Below are 18,509 nucleotides of genomic sequence, written 5' to 3' on the forward strand. Positions count from 1 at the left end.
ACCGGTAACAGCAGGAGTTCCATGGCATGACGACCCAGCCGCTCAACCGCTCGACCGACCCCAAAGCCCTTCCTCTCACACCGCCCAAGTCCGGCGCGGCGTTCCACGTGCTGCTCAAGAACAGCGCCAACAACAAGAAGGTGGAGGCCGGCGACAAAACCGCGCAAGGGCTCGCTGCCAGCAAGGAACAAGGCTATGAACTGGCCGCCAAGGACGCCGCACCGCCCACCACCCTGGGGGACTACAAGGCCATCGGCCCGGCGGACGAAGTCGGCCCCGGCCTGATCCGCTATGAAACCCAGGACGGCAAGAAAGTCATCGTCAGCGAAAAAGACAGCCCCGAGCTGTTCAAGCAAGTCAGCGCCGACTTCAAGGCACTCTCCGGCGTCAACGCCAGCGAAGCCGCCGGCTACCAGCGCCTGGGCGGCGACGCCACGGCCCCGGAAAAGCTCGGTGATTACAAATCCCTCGGCCCGCCCGACGAAACCGGCCCCGGCGTGATCCGCTACGAGACCCAGGACGGCAACAAGTTCGTCATCAGCCAGCGCGACAACCCCGAGGCCTTCCAGAAAGCCAAGGAAGCCTATGAAAGCTTCACCGGCCTGGGCAGCAGCGAAGACGCCGGCTATAAGCGCGCCAGCGACAACGAAGTGTGGCCGCCCTACGCCGGCACCACCGTCGGCCCCAAGGATGAAGTGGGCCCCGGCCTGATCCGCTTTGAAAGCAACGGTCAGAAAATGGTCGTGGCCCGCGACGACAATCCCAAGCTGTTCGACTACCTGGCAGGCCTGCACGAGGTCTACACCAACCCCGACAAAAAGGCCGCCGTAGAGTCCGCGCTCAACGACGGCTCGACCCTGGCAGACGCCAATACCAAGGCGCCGGAGCTGAACGACTACAAGGGCTTCGGCTGGATCGAAGGCCAGCAAGGCAATGTGCTGACCTATGAAACCCACGACGGCACCAAGGTCGTCGTATCGGCCGACGTCAGCCCGGAACTGTTCAAGAGCGTGGCCACCGCCCAGGACACCTGGAGCAAGATCCACTCCAGTGAAGACGCCGGCTACAAGCTGGCCGGGCCGAATGACTTCCTGAAGAACACCGAGATCACCTTCGGTTCTCCCGACGAGCTGGGGGACGGCCTGATCCGCTATGAAACCAGCGAAGGCAAGGTCATCGTCTCCAAGGAACTCAGCCCGCAGCTCTACGACGAAGTGGTTGCCAAGTGGGAAGCCTGGAGCGCCGGCACCGTCGACGAGACCCGCGCCAAGTACAACCTGCCGAGCAACGATGAGCTGGACGTGCTCAACCTCGACACCGGCGTGCATGCCGACAAGGACGACGACAAGTCGCCGACCCAGAGCGTCAGCGAACTGGCCACCACCGAACTGATCGACACCTACCGCGCCGGCGTCAAGGACGGCTCGATTCCCAAAGACGACCCACGGGCCAAACTGGTCCGTGCCCTGGAAGCCCAGGCCGCCTACCAGAACGGCCATGGCATCACCGGCTACGAAGAATCCAAGCGCCCGTTCAACACCACCTGGCGCGAGTTCGATGACAAGCAGACCGAGCTCACTTCCGCCGACATGCACGACATCATCGACGGCAAGGCGGTGCAGGAGCAGATCGGCGAGTTGTTCAAGGACCCGACGGTGCAGGCCGACTACAAGACCAAGATGGACGACGCCATCAGTCACCTGCCCAACAAGGACGAGATCAAGCAGAAGCTTCTCGACCTGACCAGCAACCCTGACTATGTGCTGTACCTCAAGGACCTGCAAAAACAGGGCAAGAGCCACGAAGCCCAGCAGGACCTGAGCAACACCCTGACCTCGCTGTCGCTGTTCGATCCGGAAGCCGCCACCAAGGCCGCGCAGAATATCCAGGCCGACGGCCTCACCACCGACCTCAACGAGATTCTCTCGGACCCGAGCAAGATCTCCGACGACAACAAGGAGCTGGCCACCAAGGACCTGTTCGGCCTGCTCAAGGGCGTGCTCAAGGGCAACCTGCTGGACCTGCCGCGCCGCAGCCAGGAAGTGCTGGAGAAATTCCTCAACGAGGGCCTGGAGGGCAAGGAGAAATCCTCGGCCGTGACCAAGGCCCTGGAAGAACTCGGCGACGTCTACAAGAACAGCGGCACCATCAGCGAAGCCGACGTGAAAACCGCCCTGAGCAAACCGTATATCCCGGTGGCGGATCGCGGCATGCTCGGCGAAGTGTTCAACACCCTCAACAGCAAAGGCATCCTCGGTTCGATGGGCGCCGGCGTCAGCCTGTTCTCGGGGATTTACCAACTGGTGGGCAAAGGCGGCAAGCTCGGCGAAACCCCGGCCCAACGCATGACCATCGCCAAGGACTTCCTGAGTTTTGCCGGCGGCGCCAGCCACTTCGTCAAGCTCGGTGACAAGATCGGCGAAGCCCTGGGCAAGGGCGGCCTGGTGGACTTCCTCGGCCTGGACAAGACCCTGCCGGAAATCTGGGGCAAGGAAGGTGCGGCCGGCAAAGTCATCGACTTCAGCAAGCCCACCGAAATCGACTCAAAGGTCAGCAAGGAAATCGCTGCGGCCCTGGACGCGGTTCCCGACAGCCAGTACGACGGCGTGGCCAAGCTGTTTGGCGAGGGCGACAAGGCGGTAACCGAAGCTACCGAAGGCCTCGCCACTCACCTGGATGACGGCCTCAAGGCAGCCGGTGCGGCCAAGCTTGGCGCCTCCCAATCGGCGAAGATCGCCGGTTCCGTGATCAAGGTGTTGGGCCCGGCGACGGACATTGCCGGTGGTTTTGCCGACATTGTGCTCGGCGCCCTGGCGATCAAAAGCGGCGTGGACAGCAAAGACCCGTTGGCTCAGGCCGCAGGTGGCTTGCAAGTGGCGGGCGGTGCGTTCGGCGCGTCGGCCGGGGTATTGGGTGCGGCGGCGCTGTTTGGCGCAGGCACGGCGGCGGCGCTGACCGGGCCGCTGTTCCTGGTGGGCGTGGTGTTAGCGGTGGTAGGCGGGATCATCGGTTACTTCGTCGACCACAATAAAAAACAGAAGGCTACCGAGAAGGAAAACGACTGGTACCGCGACCTGGCCGGCGACGGTTTGCTGCAGGACAACTGGGCGGATAAGGTCGAATACGCCCACTACGAGATACACCACTACCACGGCCGCGACACGCCGACCGATGACAGCCTGTTCCGCTTCCAGCAATCGGAGTGGGAGCATTTCGACTCCACACCACAAAGCGGCGGCTCGTCGAGCAACCGGCTGGATGGGGATTTGCACAAGGACTACAAGGACCCGAGCGAAACGCCCAAGGCACTGCCGGATGCTTCGGATGAGAAGCCTGGGTCCCGGCCATCGGGCGGCGGGCCTCGGCTCAACTAACCCTCCAACGGCTGTATGCAAAACAAAATGTGGGAGCGGGCTTGCTCGCGAAAGCGGTGGATCAGTCATTGTAGATGTCGACTGTCACACCGCATTCGCGAGCAAGCCCGCTCCCACATTTGGATTGGGTTCACAACTGGACTCGGGTTTACAGCTTGGCGATCGACACTTCAGTCGACTTCACAAAGGCAATCACTTCGCTGCCCACCTTCAACTCCAGGTCACGCACCGAGCGTGTGGTAATCACCGACGTCACGATCCCCGACGCGGTTTGCACGTCGATCTCGGACACCACTTCGCCGATCAGGATTTCCTTGATCACGCCTTTGAACTGGTTGCGCACGTTGATCGCTTTAATGGTCATGTCGGCTTTCCTTTGGTCTGTTGGGTCAATCCGCACGAATGCGCAGGCACTCAAAGTGCCCTATTCGTGAAACCAACAAAAGGAATATATAACTCTTTATTTATTCCATAAAAACATATGAAAGCTGTTGCACAGCCAACAGTGATTCAACAAAGTGCCCGCCTCCCCACTCCCAACCACTCCCCACGTAGCAGCTGTCGAGCCCAAGCGAGGATGCGTCAGCGGTCTGTCTGAAGCACCGCGAACGCAGCCTCGCTTGGGCTCGACAGCTGCTACGCCAGGGTGTTGCCCTGCCCTGCAAAGACGCTGGCACAGAGACTGCATATTCCTATAACGCATGATGGAACATGCCATATGAATTTTCTGAATATAAGAAAAGCCTTCTCTTTTCCCGCCTTGTCCGGAGCTGTTCCATGAAACCCTTCTTCAATACCCTGTTGGGCGCCTGCGCCCTCGCCTTCAGCCTGCAACCCCTGGCCCATGCAGCGGAAACCGACCCTGCGCAAGTCAACCTGGACTACGCCTACTACTCCCCGGTGAGCCTGGTGCTCAAACACTTCGGCTGGCTTGAAGAAGCGCTGCCGCAAACCAAGGTCGGCTGGGTGTTGAGCCAGGGCAGCAACCGTTCCCTGGAATACCTCAACAGCGGCGGCGTCGACTTCGCCTCGTCCGCCAGCCTGTCGGCGGTGCTCAGCCGGGCCAATGGCAGCCCGATCAAGTCGGTGTACGTGTACAGCCGCGCCGAGTGGACCGCACTGGTGGTGCGCAAGGACTCGACGTTCAAGAGCGTCACCGACCTCAAGGGCAAGAAAATCGCCGCCACCAAAGGCACCGACCCGTACCTGTTCACCCTGCGCAGCCTGCAGAAAGCCGGCCTGAGCAAGGACGACGTGGAGTTGGTGCACCTGCAACACCCGGATGGCCGTACCGCCCTGGAGAAAGGTGATGTGGATGCCTGGGCCGGTCTCGACCCGCACATGGCCGCCAGCGAAATCCAGGCGGGCTCGCGCCTGCTGTACCGCAACAAGGACTTCAACAGCTACGGCGTGGTCAGCGTGACCGACAAATACGCAAAGGAGCATCCACAGACCATCGCCAAGGTGCTCGGCGCCTATGAAAAAGCTCGCAACTGGGCGGTCAAGCACCCAGATGAATTCGCCAAGCTGCTGGCCGACGAGTCCGGCCTGCCCCTCGACGTGGCCAAGCTGCAACTATCCCGTACCGACCTGAGCAGCCCATTGCTCACGTCCCAGGACGTGGTGTCGTCCAAGGCCGCCGCGCCGATTTTGGTGTCGGAAGAACTGGTGCGCCGTGGGGTGAATGTGGATCAGGTGATCGACCAGTTGATCGACCCAAGCTTCGGCCAGGCCTTGCCTCGTCCATAAGGGGAGCGTCATGAGCAGCAAAAGCGAAACCCTGCCCGTCGCGCTTGCGCCCTCCGTCACCGCGCAGCGCAGCGCCTGGCCAAGGCGAATCAAGGGCCTGGCGTTGCCGGTACTGATCCTGGTGATCCTTGAAGTGGTGGTGCGCATCGGTTGGCTGCCCTCCTACCAGATGCCAGCCCCCAGCGAGATCGCCGTGACCCTCACCGACCTCGCCGAAGGCGCGCTGTGGAAACACATCAGCGCCAGCCTGTTGCGGGTGCTGCTGGGGTTCGCCATTGGTGCCAGCCTGGCGTTGGTGTTTGCCGCCTGGGTCGGCTTGAGCCGCGAGGCCGAGGCGTATCTGGAGCCGACCTTCGCCGGCCTGCGCTCGATCCCGAGCCTGGCCTGGGTGCCGCTGTTGCTGCTGTGGCTGGGCATTGATGAGACCTCGAAGATCGTGCTGATTGCCATCGGCGCGTTCTTCCCGGTGTACCTCAATGGCGTTGCGGCGATACGCGATATCGACCGCAAGCTGGTGGAAGTCGGGCAGATGTATGGCTTCAGCCGTACGCGCCTGGTGCGTCGCATCCTCTTGCCCGCCGCCCTGCCCGGTTTGTTCACCGGCCTGCGCAGCGGCTTGAGCCTGGCGTGGATGTTCCTTGTGGCGGCCGAGTTGATCGCCGCCACCAAGGGCCTGGGTTACCTGCTCAGCGATGGCCGGGAAACCTCACGGCCTGACATTGTGCTGGCGGCGATCATCGTGCTGGCGCTGCTGGGCAAGATCAGCGACGGCCTGTTGGCTGCCCTGGAAAAACGCTGCCTGGCCTGGCGCGATACCTTCAACGGCCAAGGTCCGGAGCATTGAACATGAGTGAAGCGCTATTGGATATTCGCGTCGAGCGTAAGAGCTTCGGCGCGACCACCGTACTGACCAACGTCCACTTGGCCCTGCAACCCCGGGAAGCGGTGAGCTTGCTGGGGCCCAGCGGCTGTGGCAAAAGCACCTTGCTGCGGATCGTCGCCGGGCTGGAAAAGGACTATCAGGGGGAACTGCTGCAAGGCGGTGGTGAGGTCGCTTTTGTCTTTCAGGAGCCGCGCCTGATGCCCTGGCTGACGGTGGAGCAAAACATCGGCTTCAGCGATGACGACGGCTATGACAGGGCCTGGGTTGCGCAGTTGATCGATGAAGTGGGGCTTACAGGCTTTGGCCAGGCGCTGCCCAAGGCGTTGTCTGGCGGGATGGCGCAACGGGTGGCGATTGCTCGCGGGCTGTATTCACGACCGCAGGTGCTGTTGCTGGACGAACCGTTCAGCGCGGTGGATGCGTTTACCCGCATGAAGCTGCAGGACCTGCTGCTGCAATTGGCCGAGCACCACGGGATCGCCCTGCTGCTGGTGACTCACGATGTGGACGAGGCGCTGTACCTGAGTGACCGGGTGTTGGTGATGGATAACCGGCCGAGCAGTATTCGCCAGGAGCTGGCGGTGGAGCTGGTGCATCCGCGGGATCGGCGGGATCCGCTGTTGGCGCGGCTCAAGGCACTGGCGTTGACTGAGCTGCAGCGGGCGCATGTGATCTGAAAGGCACGTGTTGAGTCCGCCCAAAATCAAAAGCTAAAGCGGGCACGGTTCAAATGTGGGAGCAGGCTTGCTCGCGAAGGTCGTTAACGATGACGCGGGCATCCTGATTCAACGCGGCGCTCTCAGGTTCTTCGCGAGCAAGCCCGCTCCCACAAGGATCGCATCAAGCAGCCGATTTACGCGGCGTCAACGTCACCCAATACTGCGTACGGGACTGCACTTGCAGCGGCATCGTCGACGCCAGCAACGCAAGAATTCGATCGGTATCAGCCAACTGAAAACTCCCAGTGACCCGCAGCGCTTCAAGGCTCGGGTCCCAGCGCAGCACACCCGGCCGATACCGCTCCAGCTCCCGCAAAAAATCACCCAACAGCTGGTTCTGCGCAGTCAGCACACCGTCGCGCCAACCCAATTGCAACGCATCAAACCCCACCGCAGCGCCCATCCCCGACGCCTGCAACCGTGCCTGCTGCCCCCCCTGCAATGTCGCCACTTGCCCACGCAGGTCCTGCACCTGCACCGCGCCCTTCAACACCGACACCAAACACCCGGAAGACAACTGCCGCACACACACTTCAGCCTGGCTGACGATCACCTGGCCATAACGCGTCTGCACCGTCAGCGCACCAGCCCCCGGCACCGTCAACGCCATCTCCCCTTCCACCAGCGTCACACGGCGCCGGGCCGTATCCACGTCCACCGCGCTCGCGGTATTCAGTTGCAGGCTGCTGCCATCCAACAGCGGCACTCGCTTGCGTTCGCCAGTAGCGGTGTGCAGGTCGGCGCGCCACACGTCGATAGGCAATTGCCGGCTGAGCAACCACGCGGTTGGCAACAACGCGGCGACGCCCAAGGCACGCTTGAGTACTGCACGCCGTCCCGGTTGCGGACGATCAAGGCTGGCCATGGCCAACGCTGGCGGCAAGTCGGTAAACCGTTGGCGCAGCGATTGGGCTTTTTGCCAGATCTGCTCATGCTGGGGATGGCTGTCACGCCACTGCTGCAGGCGGGCGTGATCTCGTTCGGTGGCGCTGCCGGACTCCAGCAACGCCAGCCATTGCGCCGCCGCCCGGGCGAGATCCGGCGCAGTACGGCTCACAGTTCCACCAGCAGGCAATGCTCGTAAGCCTGGGCCATGTAGCGCTTGACCGTACGCTCGGACACCTTGAGCCGCTCGGCAATCTCCCGATAGGCGAGTCCTTCCAGCTGGCTCCAAAGAAACGCGCGGCGCACTACCGCCGGCAAACCGTCGAGCAATTCATCCAGGGCTTGCAGGGTTTCCAGCAGCAACCAGCGTTGCTCCGGCGACGGCACGCAAGCCTCCGGCAACTGCATCAACGCATTGAGATACGCCTGTTCCAGACTGCGCCGCTGGTGAAAATTCACCAGCAAGCGCTTGCCCACCGTTACCAGATAGGCCCGGGGCTCCTGCAATTGCGCAATCGGCTGCGCGCTGGCCAGCACCCGCAGGAACGTGTCCTGACTCAGGTCGGCCGCATCCCAGGCGTTGCCCAAGCGGCGCCGCAGCCAGCTTTCGAGCCAACTGCGGTGGTCGCGATAGAACGTGTGAAGGCTGGGTTCAGCGAGGTGCGTCGGCACTACAGCATCATTCATGGCAAGTAACCTGCGCGGCGCGAGTCAGTCTCAAATGAGATTCATTCTATTTAATAACCTGCCGGCGTACCACGTTCTTTTGCACACGATGTTTAAAGCATTGCGGCCTTTTGCCTGAGCATGTCGATAAACAACCCCAACTCGCGGCTCACCGGGTCGCCCTTGCGCAGCAGCATCCCGAACGGTGCCAGTTGCACCTCCAGCACCACCGGCAAGGCGACCACGAGGCCCATTTTCAAGTAATCCCGCAGGGCGCTTTCCGAGAGCACCATGATCGCGTCGGTGAGTTGAATCAGTTGCTGCATGGAATACACCGAACTGCACTCGATAATGTCCGCCGGCTGCGGCAAGGCCAGGTGTTGCAATGCTTCATCAAAACCAATGCGCGCCGGGCTGGTTTGCGGTTGCAGGATCCACGGCCAGTCACTGACCAGTTCCGCCAGCGGCAGATGCTCGCGCTGGGCCAGGGGGTGGCCGGCGTGCACCACCACCAGCATGCGTTCGTTGCCCAGGGGCTCAAAGGTGTAATGCTCACTGTCGGTGGCGGCGTTGCGCCGGGCGATGGCCAGGTCGATGCGGCCTTGCTCCAGCAACTGGATCACCTGGTCGCTGGTATCGCCCATGATGCGAATGCGCATCTGCGGGTTGAGGGTTTTGATCTGCGCAATGGAGTCCATCACAAGGTCCGGCGCCGCGCCCATGATGGTGCCGATCGACAAATACCCGTAGCCGCCCTGCTGGCGCATCATCAGTTCCTCGGCGCAGCGGTCGAGGCCACTCAGCGCCGACTCGGCAAAGCGGATCAATTCCTTGCCCAGTGCCGTCGGGCGCATGCCCCGGGGCAGGCGCTCGAACAGGTCACAGGCAAACATATCCTCGATCTCGCGCAACATGCGCGTCGCCGCCGGCTGCGACATGTTCAGGCTTTGGGACGCACGGTGCAGGTTCTGGCTGGAACTCAAGGCCACCAGCATATGCAGATGCTTGTAGCGCAGGCGGTTGAACAGGCTGCGGGAGATTGCGGGACTACTCATTTTTTTCCTTGTTATCGATACCCTGAGGTTATCAGTTGTAAGCGAGATTCGATTTGTAGCGTATAGATGGAGCGCCGTACAGTCCTTCCCATAAGAACAAAACAACTGGACTGAACAATGAAGACCCTGCCTGCGTCCTTGCTCGCCAAGATTTCCTGGCGGCTGCTGCCCTTTCTGCTGTTGATGTACATCATGGCCTTCCTCGACCGCGCCAACGTCGGGTTCGCCAAGCAAGCCTTCCAGGCCGACACCGGCCTCAGTGATGCCGCCTTCGCCTTTGGCGCCGGGGTGTTTTTTGTCGGCTATGCGCTGCTGGAAGTGCCGAGCAACCTGATCATGCATCGCGTCGGTGCCCGCCTGTGGATGTGCCGGATCATGGTCAGTTGGGGCCTGGTGTCCGCCGCCATGATGTTTGCCCATAACGAAACCAGCTTCTACCTGTTGCGCTTCCTGCTGGGCGTGGCCGAAGCCGGATTTTTCCCCGGGGTGATTCTCTACCTCACCTACTGGTTCCCCTCTGCCGTGCGCGGCAAGGCCATGGGTTTCTTTTACTTTGGCGCGCCCCTGGCCTTCATCTTCGGCAGCCCGCTCTCGGGCCTGTTGTTGGAGCTGGACGGGTTCTCTGGGCTGCACGGCTGGCAATGGCTGTTCGCGGTGGAAGGCCTGATGGCCACCGCGGTTGGCATCTGGGCCTACTGGTACCTGGACAACCGCCCCGCCGATGCCAAATGGCTGAGCGTTGCAGAGCGCCGCCAGATCCAGGACCTGCTCGACCGCGAAGACCAGCACAAAACCTCTCACGGCCGTAGCCTGCTCACTGTGCTGTGCCAGCCCAGCGTGCTGTACCTGTGCCTGGTGTACATGCTGATCCAGGCCAGCGTTTACGGCGTGGTGTTCTACTTGCCAACCCAGGTCGGTGGGCTGCTGGGGACCAGGGTCGGCTTGATGGTGGGCCTGGTCTCGGCGATTCCCTGGGTCTGCGCGCTGTTCGCCGCGTGGTGGATTCCCGGCTATTCCGACCGCACCGGCGAGCGCCGCAAAACCGCGTCCCTGACCCTGTTGATGGCCGCCGCCGGGATTGCCTGCTCGGTGACCTTTGCCAACCCGCTGCTGGGCATGCTCGCCCTGTGCTTTGCCGCCTCGGGCTTTATCGCCGTGCAACCGGTGTTCTGGACCTTCCCGTCCAGCTACCTGGCCGGCAGCGCAGCGGCCGCCAGCATCGCCCTGATCAACTCCTTCGGCGCCCTCGGCGGTTTTATCGCCCCGGTGCTGAAGAACTGGGCAGAAACCGCCTTTCACTCCCCTGCGGCCGGCCTTTACCTGCTGTCCGCCACCACTGTAGTCGCAGCCTTGCTGGTACTCGGTATCCATTCCCCAGGCCATAAAGCGACGAACACGCCGGCCACTGTTTAATCAAGGAGTCACACCATGGGCAATCTCACAATCAAGCACGTGCGCGCCTTTGTGCTGCGCGGCGGCGGCGCGGACTACCACGACCAGGCAGACGGCCACTGGATCGACGATCACATCAGCACCCCCATGAGCAAATACCCCGAGTACCGCCAGAGTCGCCGCAGTTTCGGGATCAACGTACTCGGCACGCTCGTGGTCGAAATCGAGGCCAGCAACGGCACCGTCGGGTTCGCCGTGACCACCGGTGGCGAGCCCGCCGCCTATATCGTCGAGAAGCACCTGGCGCGCTTCCTGGAAGGCGCCCGCGTCACCGATATCGAAAAAATCTGGGACCAGATGTACCAGTCCACCCTGTACTACGGCCGCAAGGGCCTGGTGATCAACACGATCTCCGGTGTCGACCTGGCGCTGTGGGACCTGCTCGGCAAAATCCGCCAGGAGCCGGTGCACCAGTTGCTCGGCGGCGCGGTGCGTGACGAATTGCAGTTCTACGCCACCGGCGCCCGCCCGGACCTCGCACAGAAGATGGGCTTTATCGGCGGCAAGATGCCCTTGCACTACAGCCCATCGGAAGGCGAAGAAGGCCTGCGCAAAAACCTCGAGGAACTGGCAACCATGCGCGAACGGGTCGGCCCGGACTTCTGGCTGATGCTCGACTGCTGGATGAGCCTGGACCTGAACTACGCCACCAAACTGGCAACCGGCGCCCATGAATACGGCCTGAAATGGATCGAAGAAGCGCTGTCGCCCGACGACTACTGGGGCTATGCCGCGCTGCGCAACAACGTGCCCAAAGGCATGTTGGTTACCACCGGCGAACACGAAGCCACCCGCTGGGGCTTTCGCATGCTGTTGGAGATGGGGTGCTGCGACATTATCCAGCCAGATGTGGGCTGGTGCGGCGGCCTCACCGAGCTGGTGAAAATCTCCGCCTTGGCCGATGCCCACAATGCGTTGGTGGTGCCCCACGGCTCGTCGGTCTACAGCTACCACTTTGTTGCGACCCGCCATAACAGCCCGTTCGCCGAGTTCCTGATGATGGCGCCCAAGGCAGACGAAGTGGTGCCGATGTTCCACCCGCAACTGCTCGGTGAACCCGTGCCGGTGAATGGCCGCATGCGCCTTTCGGTGCTCGACAAACCCGGGTTTGGCGTGGACCTCAACCCCGATTGCCAATTGCATCGCCCGTACAACCGCTGAGGACTCCTGCCATGAACATGCCCCACAACGCTTTCAAGGCCGCGCTGCGTAAAGACGCCGCGCAATACGGGATCTGGGCCGGCTTCGCCACCGCCTATGCCGCCGAGATCGTCGCCAGCACCGGTTATGACTGGATGCTGATTGACGGCGAACACGCCCCCAACACCGTGCCCAGCGTGCTCAACCAGCTCCAGGCCGTGGCGCCCTACACCACCGCCCCGGTGGTACGCGCGGTAAGCAGCGACGCCAACCTGATCAAGCAACTGCTGGACGTCGGCGCCCAGACGCTGATGATCCCGATGGTCGAAACCGCCGAGCAAGCCAAGGCCCTGGTGCGTGCGATGCGTTACCCGCCCCACGGTATTCGTGGCGTTGGTGGCGGCTTGACCCGCGCCACCCGCTGGGACGGCGTGTCGGATTACCTCAACACCGCCCATGAACAGCTGTGCCTGATCGTGCAGGTGGAGTCGCGTCTCGGCGTTGAAAACGTCGCGGCGATTGCGGCGGTGGAAGGCGTGGACGCGGTGTTTATCGGCCCCGCCGACCTGTCCATCGGCCTCGGTCACGCCGGCAATCCCGGGCACCCCGAGGTACAGGAGCGCATCCAGTACGCAGTCAATGCCACGCTGGCGGCCGGCAAGGCCTGCGGCATTCTCGCGCCCAACGAAGACGACGCCCGCCGCTATCAAGCCTGGGGCTGCCAGTTCATTGCGGTGGCCATCGACATCAGCCTGCTGCGCCAGGGTGCCATGTCGACCCTGGCCCGCTATCGCCCAGCCGCCGACGCCAAGGCGCCGTCACGTACCTACTGAGGAGCCAAGCATGTCATCCGTACCGGTCTACCAGAACTTCATCAACGGCCGCTTTACCCCGAGCGATGCCCACCTGGATGTGTTGAACCCGGCTACCGGCGTCCTGCTGTCGAAGGTCCCGGCGTCCACCTCCGAAGACATCGACCAAGCCTTGGCTGCCGCACGTCATGCGCAAAAAGACTGGGCGCGCAAACCGGCGATCGAACGTGCCGGGCACTTGCGCCGCATCGCCGCCAAGCTGCGGGAAAACGTCGCCCACCTGGCGCGCACCATTACCCTGGAGCAAGGCAAGGTCAGCGGCCTGGCGGAAGTGGAAGTCAACTTCACCGCCGACTACCTCGACTACATGGCCGAGTGGGCGCGCCGCATTGAAGGCGAGATCATCACCAGCGACCGCCCCAATGAAAATATCTTCCTGTTCCGCAAACCCCTGGGTGTGGTGGCCGGCATCCTGCCGTGGAACTTCCCGTTCTTTTTGATCGCCCGCAAGATGGCCCCGGCGTTGCTCACCGGCAACACCATCGTGATCAAACCCAGCGAAGAAACGCCGAACAACTGCTTCGAGTTCGCCAAGCTGGTAGCCGAGACCGACCTGCCGGCCGGGGTATTCAATGTGGTCTGCGGCGATGGCCGCGTCGGTGGCGCCCTCACCGCCCATAAGGGCGTGGACATGATCAGCTTCACCGGCAGCGTCGCCACCGGCTCGCGGATCATGGCTGCCGCCGCCCCCCATATCACCAAGCTCAACCTCGAGCTGGGTGGCAAGGCACCTGCCATCGTCCTCGCCGATGCCGACCTGGACCTCGCGGTAAACGCCATTCGCGACTCGCGGATCATCAACAGCGGCCAGGTGTGCAACTGCGCCGAACGGGTGTACGTGGAGCGCAAGGTGGCCGACCAGTTTATCGAGCGCATCAGCGCCGCGATGGCCGCCACCCGCTACGGCGACCCCATCGCCCAGGCCGATGTGGAGATGGGCCCGCTGATCAACCGCCAGGGCCTGGACAGCGTCAATCGCAAGGTACGCACCGCCTTGAGCCAGGGTGCATCGCTGGTCACCGGTGGACAGATCGCCGACCTGGGCCAGGGCTTTCACTTCCAGCCGACGGTATTGGCCGGTTGCCACGCCGACATGGAAATCATGCGCGAAGAAATTTTTGGCCCGGTGCTGCCGATCCAGATTGTCGACGACCTGGATGAAGCCATCGCCATGGCCAACGACTGCGACTACGGCCTGACCTCCTCGATCTACACCCGCGACCTGGGCAAGGCGATGCAGGCGGTGCGCGAATTGTCGTTCGGCGAAACCTACGTCAACCGCGAGAACTTCGAGGCGATGCAAGGCTTTCATGCCGGCGTGCGTAAATCCGGGATCGGCGGCGCCGATGGCAAGCACGGCCTGTACGAGTACACCCACACCCATGCGGTGTACTTGCAGAGCTGAAGTGGTGCAACGGGCCCTGGCGCGGTAGCGTGCGGGCCCTTCCCCATCCATTGTTCCGAAGGATTGCGCTATGCCCCTTACCCCTTACAGCGGGCCGATCATCGACAGCCATTTGCACCTGTTCGACCCGCGCCGCCCCCAGGGTATTCCCTGGCCCGAGCCCGGCAACGCGCTGTATGCCGCGCATTTGCCGGCGGACTATTGGGCGCTGGCAGGCGAACATAACGTGATCGGCGCCATTGCCGTTGAAGCCAGCCCATGGCGCGACGACAACCGCTGGTTGCTGGAGACCTTGCGCAGCGACCCGCGCATGCTCGGTTTCGTTGGCAACCTGGACCCGCTGCACGGCGACTTTCCGGCTGATCTGGATGCCTTGGCCGATGAGCCGCTATTCCTCGGCTTGCGTTACGGCAACCTGTGGGACCGCGACTTGCTCGAAGACCAGGCGCGCCCCGGCTTCATTGATGGCCTGCGCCGGCTTGCCGAATGCGGCCGTGGCCTCGACAGCGCCAACCCCAATCCGCGCCTGATCAAAGGGCTGCTGCACCTGAGCGACGCCTTGCCCGAGCTGCGCATTATCGTCGATCACCTGCCCAATGCCAGCGTGCCCGCCGGTGAAGAATCGGCGTATCACGCTGACCTGATGCGCCTGGCAGAGCGGCCCAATGTGTTCGCCAAACTCGCAGAAATCCCTCAGGTCGGTCCACGTGGACTGATCACCGACCCGGCGTTCTACAACGACCGCTTGGCTGTGCTGTGGGAAGCCTTTGGTGAAGACCGCTGCTTCTTCGGCAGCGACTGGCCCAACAGTGATCACCTGGCCAATTTCGCCACCACCCTGGGCCTGGTGAAGGCCTGCATGGCGAGTAAATCCGAGGACGTACAGGGCAAGTTCTTCCTGCACAACGCGGTGCGCATCTACAGCCCCACGCCACCGCATGGAGGCCAGTGATGCAGACCCGAGCCTTTCGCATGAACCTCAACCCCGGCCAGCACGCGGAGTACCGTCGACGCCATGACGGGATCTGGCCCGAACTGGCCCAGGCCCTGCGCGATGCCGGGGTGGTGGACTACCGGATCTTCCTCGACGAGGCCAGCAACGCCTTGTTCGCCGTGATGACCCACGAAGACCAGCATGGCCTCGACGCGTTGCCGAGCACCGCGCTGATGCAACGGTGGTGGCAGTACATGCAAGACATCATGCCCAGCCATCCGGACGCCTCGCCCGTCAGCGTGGATTTGATCCCGATGTTCAGCCTCACCCCAGGCTGAAACAGCGTGCTACCACAACAATAAAAAAGGATTCGACTACGTGGAAATCATTCTCTTCGGTGTGATTCTGCACTTCATCGGCGGCTTCGCCTCCGGCAGTTTCTACATCCCTTACAAGAAGGTCCGTGGCTGGGCCTGGGAAAGCTATTGGATCACCGGTGGCCTGGTGTCATGGCTGATCGTGCCGCTGATTGCCGCGCAGCTGACCGTGCCCGGTTGGGTCGACATCCTGCGCCAGGCCGAGAGCAGCACCCTGCTCTGGACCTACCTGTTCGGCGTACTCTGGGGCATCGGCGGGCTGACCTTCGGCCTGACCATGCGCTACCTCGGGCTGTCCCTGGGCATGTCACTGGTACTGGGCCTGACGTCGGCCCTCGGCGCGTTGATGCCGGCGCTGTACCGCGACCTGTTCACCGACGCCACCGAAGGCACCTTGACCTCGATGCTCGCGTCTCAAGGCGGGCATTGGGTGCTGTGGGGTGTAGCGGTTTCACTGGTGGGCATCGCCGTGTGCGGCAAGGCCGGGCTGATCAAGGAACGAGAGGTGCCGGAAGCGGTGAAATTCGCCAGCATCAGCGAGTTCTCGGTGGCCAAGGGCATGCTGGTGGCGGTGATCTCCGGGGTGCTGAGCGCGTGCTTCAGCTACGGTATTTCAGCCGGGCGCCCACTGGCTGCCGCGGCTGTCGAGCATGGCGCCAACAGCCTGTTCCAGAACAACGTGACCTTCATGGTGATCATGTGGGGTGGCCTGACCACCAACGGCCTCTGGTGCCTGTGGCTGAACTGGCGCAACCGCACGTTCCACAACTACACCGACCGCAGCACTCCGCTGCTTGGCAACTACCTGTTGGTGGCGTGTGCCGGCACCCTGTGGTTCCTGCAGTTTTTCTTCTACGGCATGGGCGAAAGCCGCCTGCAGAACGACGCCAGTTCGTGGGTGTTGCACATGTCTTTTATCATCATCGTATCCAACTGCTGGGGCCTGTATTTCCGCGAATGGCAGGGCACCAGCGCCACCAACAAAGGCGTATTGGCCGCGGGTATCGCGGTGATTCTCGGTGCCATTGCCATGGTCGGTTACGGCAACTATCTCGGCTGAGGCCGCTTTTTTTCAGGAGTTCACTTATGTTACTTGCAGACAAAACCGTGATTATTACTGGCGCCTCCCGTGGAATCGGCCGCGCCGCCGCCAGGGAATGTGCACGCCAGGGTGCCCGTGTGGTCATCGGCCACAGTGGTAGCGGCCAAGGCACTGAAGCGGCGTTTTCGTTGATCGAGGAAATCAAGGCGTTCGGCGGCCAAGCGGTGGAGGTGGGCGGCGATGCGGCTGATCCGGACACCGGCGACAAACTGGTGGCCGGCGCGCTCAAGGCATTTGGCGGTGTGGATGTGTTCGTCAACAACGCCGGGATCTGTCCGTTCCACTCGTTCCTCGACATGCCGCGTGAGGTGTACCTGAAGACGGTCAACACCAACCTCAACGGCGCCTACTTCGCCGTGCAAGCGGCGGCAAACCAGATGAAAAACCAGGGCAAGGGCGGCGCGATCATCGCCGTCAGTTCCATCAGTGCGCTGGTGGGTGGCGGGATGCAGACGCACTACACGCCGACCAAGGCCGGGCTGCACTCGTTGATGCAGTCCTGTGCGATTGCGTTGGGGCCGTATGGTATTCGCTGCAACTCGGTGCTGCCGGGAACGATTGCCACCGATATCAACAAGGAAGACTTGGCCGATGAGGAGAAGCTGGCGTACATGACTTCGCGCACGCCGTTGGGGCGCCTGGGTGAACCCGACGACGTCGCGGGGCCGATCGTGTTCCTCGCCTCGGACATGGCGCGGTATGTGACCGGAGCTTCGCTGTTGGTAGACGGGGGATTGTTTGTCAACTTGCAGTAGCGTTGGGAAGCGGGCCGCCGCGACGGGGCGTCCCTGCCCCGTGCTACCTGCGTTCGGCCAGCGTGGTTTAACGGGGTGCCTAAGATCAAGATCAAAAACAGATCAAGAGCACAGCGGCCTGAAAGCCGACTTGAGTGTTGAAGAGCAAAATCAAAATCTAAAGCGAGCACGGTCAAAAAATGTGGGAGCGGGTGCGCCCTTGATCTTGCTCTGGCTTCTACCACTCAAGCCGGCCTGTAGGCCGCTGTGCTCTTGCTTTTGATTTTGATCTGGCTCTGACTGCCCCAATAAGCCCGAGCCACAGCGAGGTGCCGACAGGCGGGGCAGAGCCCTGTGCTTACTTTGGGCTGGGCCGGCATTCCGGCTTTTCCAAAGCGAGTCGCTGTAAGAGCGAAACCATAAGCAGCCGTTACTCAACTAACGGATATGTACACCAAACCCCCCCTACCCCTCACAATCGAAAACCTCCCCACGCCTAACCACACTACCCGCCGCAAGCACCGCTCCCGGTGCCAACACACCATTGGCTCCAACCCGCGACTGATCCCCAAGCAGCGCGCCAAACTTGTCACAGCCGGTGCGCTGCAACTGCCCGTCAATGCGCACCTGCACTTCCTTGTCGTCACGCTCGTTCCGGTAGTTGGCCACGATACTGCCGGCTTCCAGGTTAACCCCGCGGCCCAATACCGAATCACCGACAAAGTTGAAATGCGCCAACTTGCTGCCGCTGAAGACAAAGGATGTCTTGAGCTCTGCACCCGGTCCGAAGATGCAATATTCATCCACCCAGCAACCGCCGCGAAGGTAGGCACCGGCAGCGATAAAACAGTGGGCGCCGATGATCAGCGGCGATTTCAAAACAGCGCCCGCCTCCACGACCGCAGTACGGTGCACGGCAATCTCGTCATGAATCTCATAGTCATCATCAGAAAGCCCCGCCAGCAATTTGCGAACGATTTCCGGCGCCTGGGTCACCAACTCCCACGGCGCAAGATCCACCCAGGGTGCCAGCGGCGAACGGGAAAAATCAGCGATGTAATCGGTCAGTCGAATCAACGTCGAGCCCTCTACAGATCAGAGAAGCCCGAAACGCTAGCATGAAATGCAACTTTACAGTTTGTATAGATATGGATATTTTATC

The 18,509-nt window shown here is 62.1% G+C and carries 17 protein-coding genes; 12 read left to right on the forward strand and 5 right to left on the reverse strand.

All coding sequences use genetic code 11. The features are described 5' to 3' along the window. Positions 1-26 precede the first annotated feature (26 nt). Entirely contained in the window at positions 27-3,374 is a 3,348-nt protein-coding gene (locus HX814_RS11375; protein ID WP_134326606.1) for a hypothetical protein, read from the forward strand. Between the two features lie 148 nt (positions 3,375-3,522). Here HX814_RS11375 and HX814_RS11380 read toward each other — a convergent pair whose 3' ends face one another. Beyond that, a complete protein-coding gene (locus HX814_RS11380) occupies positions 3,523-3,738 on the reverse strand; it encodes a molybdopterin-binding protein (protein ID WP_003217010.1) in 216 nt (71 codons plus the stop codon). A 413-nt stretch (positions 3,739-4,151) separates the two neighbouring features. Between HX814_RS11380 and HX814_RS11385 the strand changes: the two genes are divergently transcribed. Genes HX814_RS11385 through HX814_RS11395 form a run of 3 tightly spaced genes read left to right on the forward strand, consistent with a single transcriptional unit; the run spans position 4,152 to position 6,683 of the window. Further along, a complete protein-coding gene (locus HX814_RS11385) occupies positions 4,152-5,123 on the forward strand; it encodes an aliphatic sulfonate ABC transporter substrate-binding protein (protein ID WP_134326605.1) in 972 nt (323 codons plus the stop codon). 10 nt (positions 5,124-5,133) lie between these two features. After that, positions 5,134-5,967, forward strand: coding sequence for an ABC transporter permease (locus HX814_RS11390; protein ID WP_134326604.1), 834 nt, complete (start codon positions 5,134-5,136; stop codon positions 5,965-5,967). Positions 5,968-5,969: 2 nt separating this feature from the next. Then, a complete protein-coding gene (locus tag HX814_RS11395) occupies positions 5,970-6,683 on the forward strand; it encodes an ABC transporter ATP-binding protein (protein WP_134326603.1) in 714 nt (237 codons plus the stop codon). Positions 6,684-6,846: 163 nt separating this feature from the next. Here the strand turns inward: HX814_RS11395 and HX814_RS11400 are convergent, their stop codons facing one another. From HX814_RS11400 to HX814_RS11410, 3 genes are all read right to left on the reverse strand, one after another. Beyond that, a complete protein-coding gene (locus tag HX814_RS11400; protein ID WP_177008502.1) occupies positions 6,847-7,782 on the reverse strand; it encodes a FecR domain-containing protein in 936 nt (311 codons plus the stop codon). Then, the gene (locus HX814_RS11405; RefSeq protein WP_177008503.1) at positions 7,779-8,297 is read right to left on the reverse strand and encodes a sigma-70 family RNA polymerase sigma factor; all 519 of its coding nucleotides are present in this window, start codon (positions 8,295-8,297) and stop codon (positions 7,779-7,781) included. Before HX814_RS11405 ends, HX814_RS11400 begins: the two co-directional genes overlap by 4 nt. Before the next feature lie 92 nt (positions 8,298-8,389). Beyond that, entirely contained in the window at positions 8,390-9,331 is a 942-nt protein-coding gene (locus tag HX814_RS11410; RefSeq protein WP_087693849.1) for a LysR family transcriptional regulator, read from the reverse strand. 117 nt (positions 9,332-9,448) lie between these two features. Here HX814_RS11410 and HX814_RS11415 point away from each other — a divergent pair, with 117 nt between their 5' ends. The 8 genes from HX814_RS11415 (at position 9,449) to HX814_RS11450 (ending at position 17,368) form a co-directional block, all read left to right on the forward strand. Further along, entirely contained in the window at positions 9,449-10,744 is a 1,296-nt protein-coding gene (locus tag HX814_RS11415; RefSeq protein ID WP_087693850.1) for an MFS transporter, read from the forward strand. Between the two features lie 15 nt (positions 10,745-10,759). Continuing rightward, a complete protein-coding gene (gene rhmD, locus HX814_RS11420; protein WP_087693851.1) occupies positions 10,760-11,944 on the forward strand; it encodes an L-rhamnonate dehydratase in 1,185 nt (394 codons plus the stop codon). Positions 11,945-11,955: 11 nt separating this feature from the next. Then, positions 11,956-12,756, forward strand: a complete 801-nt coding sequence (locus tag HX814_RS11425; RefSeq protein ID WP_134326601.1) for an aldolase/citrate lyase family protein — start codon at positions 11,956-11,958, stop codon at positions 12,754-12,756. 10 nt (positions 12,757-12,766) lie between these two features. Then, on the forward strand, positions 12,767-14,200 hold the full coding sequence (aldA, locus tag HX814_RS11430) for an aldehyde dehydrogenase (protein WP_134326600.1): 1,434 nt from the start codon (positions 12,767-12,769) through the stop codon (positions 14,198-14,200). 70 nt (positions 14,201-14,270) lie between these two features. Continuing rightward, on the forward strand, positions 14,271-15,152 hold the full coding sequence (locus HX814_RS11435) for an amidohydrolase (protein WP_177008504.1): 882 nt from the start codon (positions 14,271-14,273) through the stop codon (positions 15,150-15,152). After that, on the forward strand, positions 15,152-15,472 hold the full coding sequence (gene rhaM / locus HX814_RS11440; RefSeq protein ID WP_177008505.1) for an L-rhamnose mutarotase: 321 nt from the start codon (positions 15,152-15,154) through the stop codon (positions 15,470-15,472). Before HX814_RS11435 ends, rhaM begins: the two co-directional genes overlap by 1 nt. Before the next feature lie 40 nt (positions 15,473-15,512). Next, positions 15,513-16,571: an L-rhamnose/proton symporter RhaT gene (gene rhaT / locus HX814_RS11445; protein WP_177008506.1), complete on the forward strand. Its 1,059-nt coding sequence runs from the start codon at positions 15,513-15,515 to the stop codon at positions 16,569-16,571. A 26-nt stretch (positions 16,572-16,597) separates the two neighbouring features. After that, positions 16,598-17,368, forward strand: a complete 771-nt coding sequence (locus HX814_RS11450; RefSeq protein WP_177008507.1) for an SDR family NAD(P)-dependent oxidoreductase — start codon at positions 16,598-16,600, stop codon at positions 17,366-17,368. 444 nt (positions 17,369-17,812) lie between these two features. Here the strand turns inward: HX814_RS11450 and HX814_RS11455 are convergent, their stop codons facing one another. Beyond that, positions 17,813-18,424 (reverse strand): LpxA family transferase, encoded by a 612-nt coding sequence (locus tag HX814_RS11455; protein WP_177008508.1) that lies wholly within the window; start codon positions 18,422-18,424, stop codon positions 17,813-17,815. Positions 18,425-18,509 lie beyond the last annotated feature (85 nt).

It is taken from the genome of Pseudomonas sp. C8002 (assembly GCF_013385765.1).
Taxonomy (GTDB): Bacteria; Pseudomonadota; Gammaproteobacteria; order Pseudomonadales; family Pseudomonadaceae; genus Aquipseudomonas.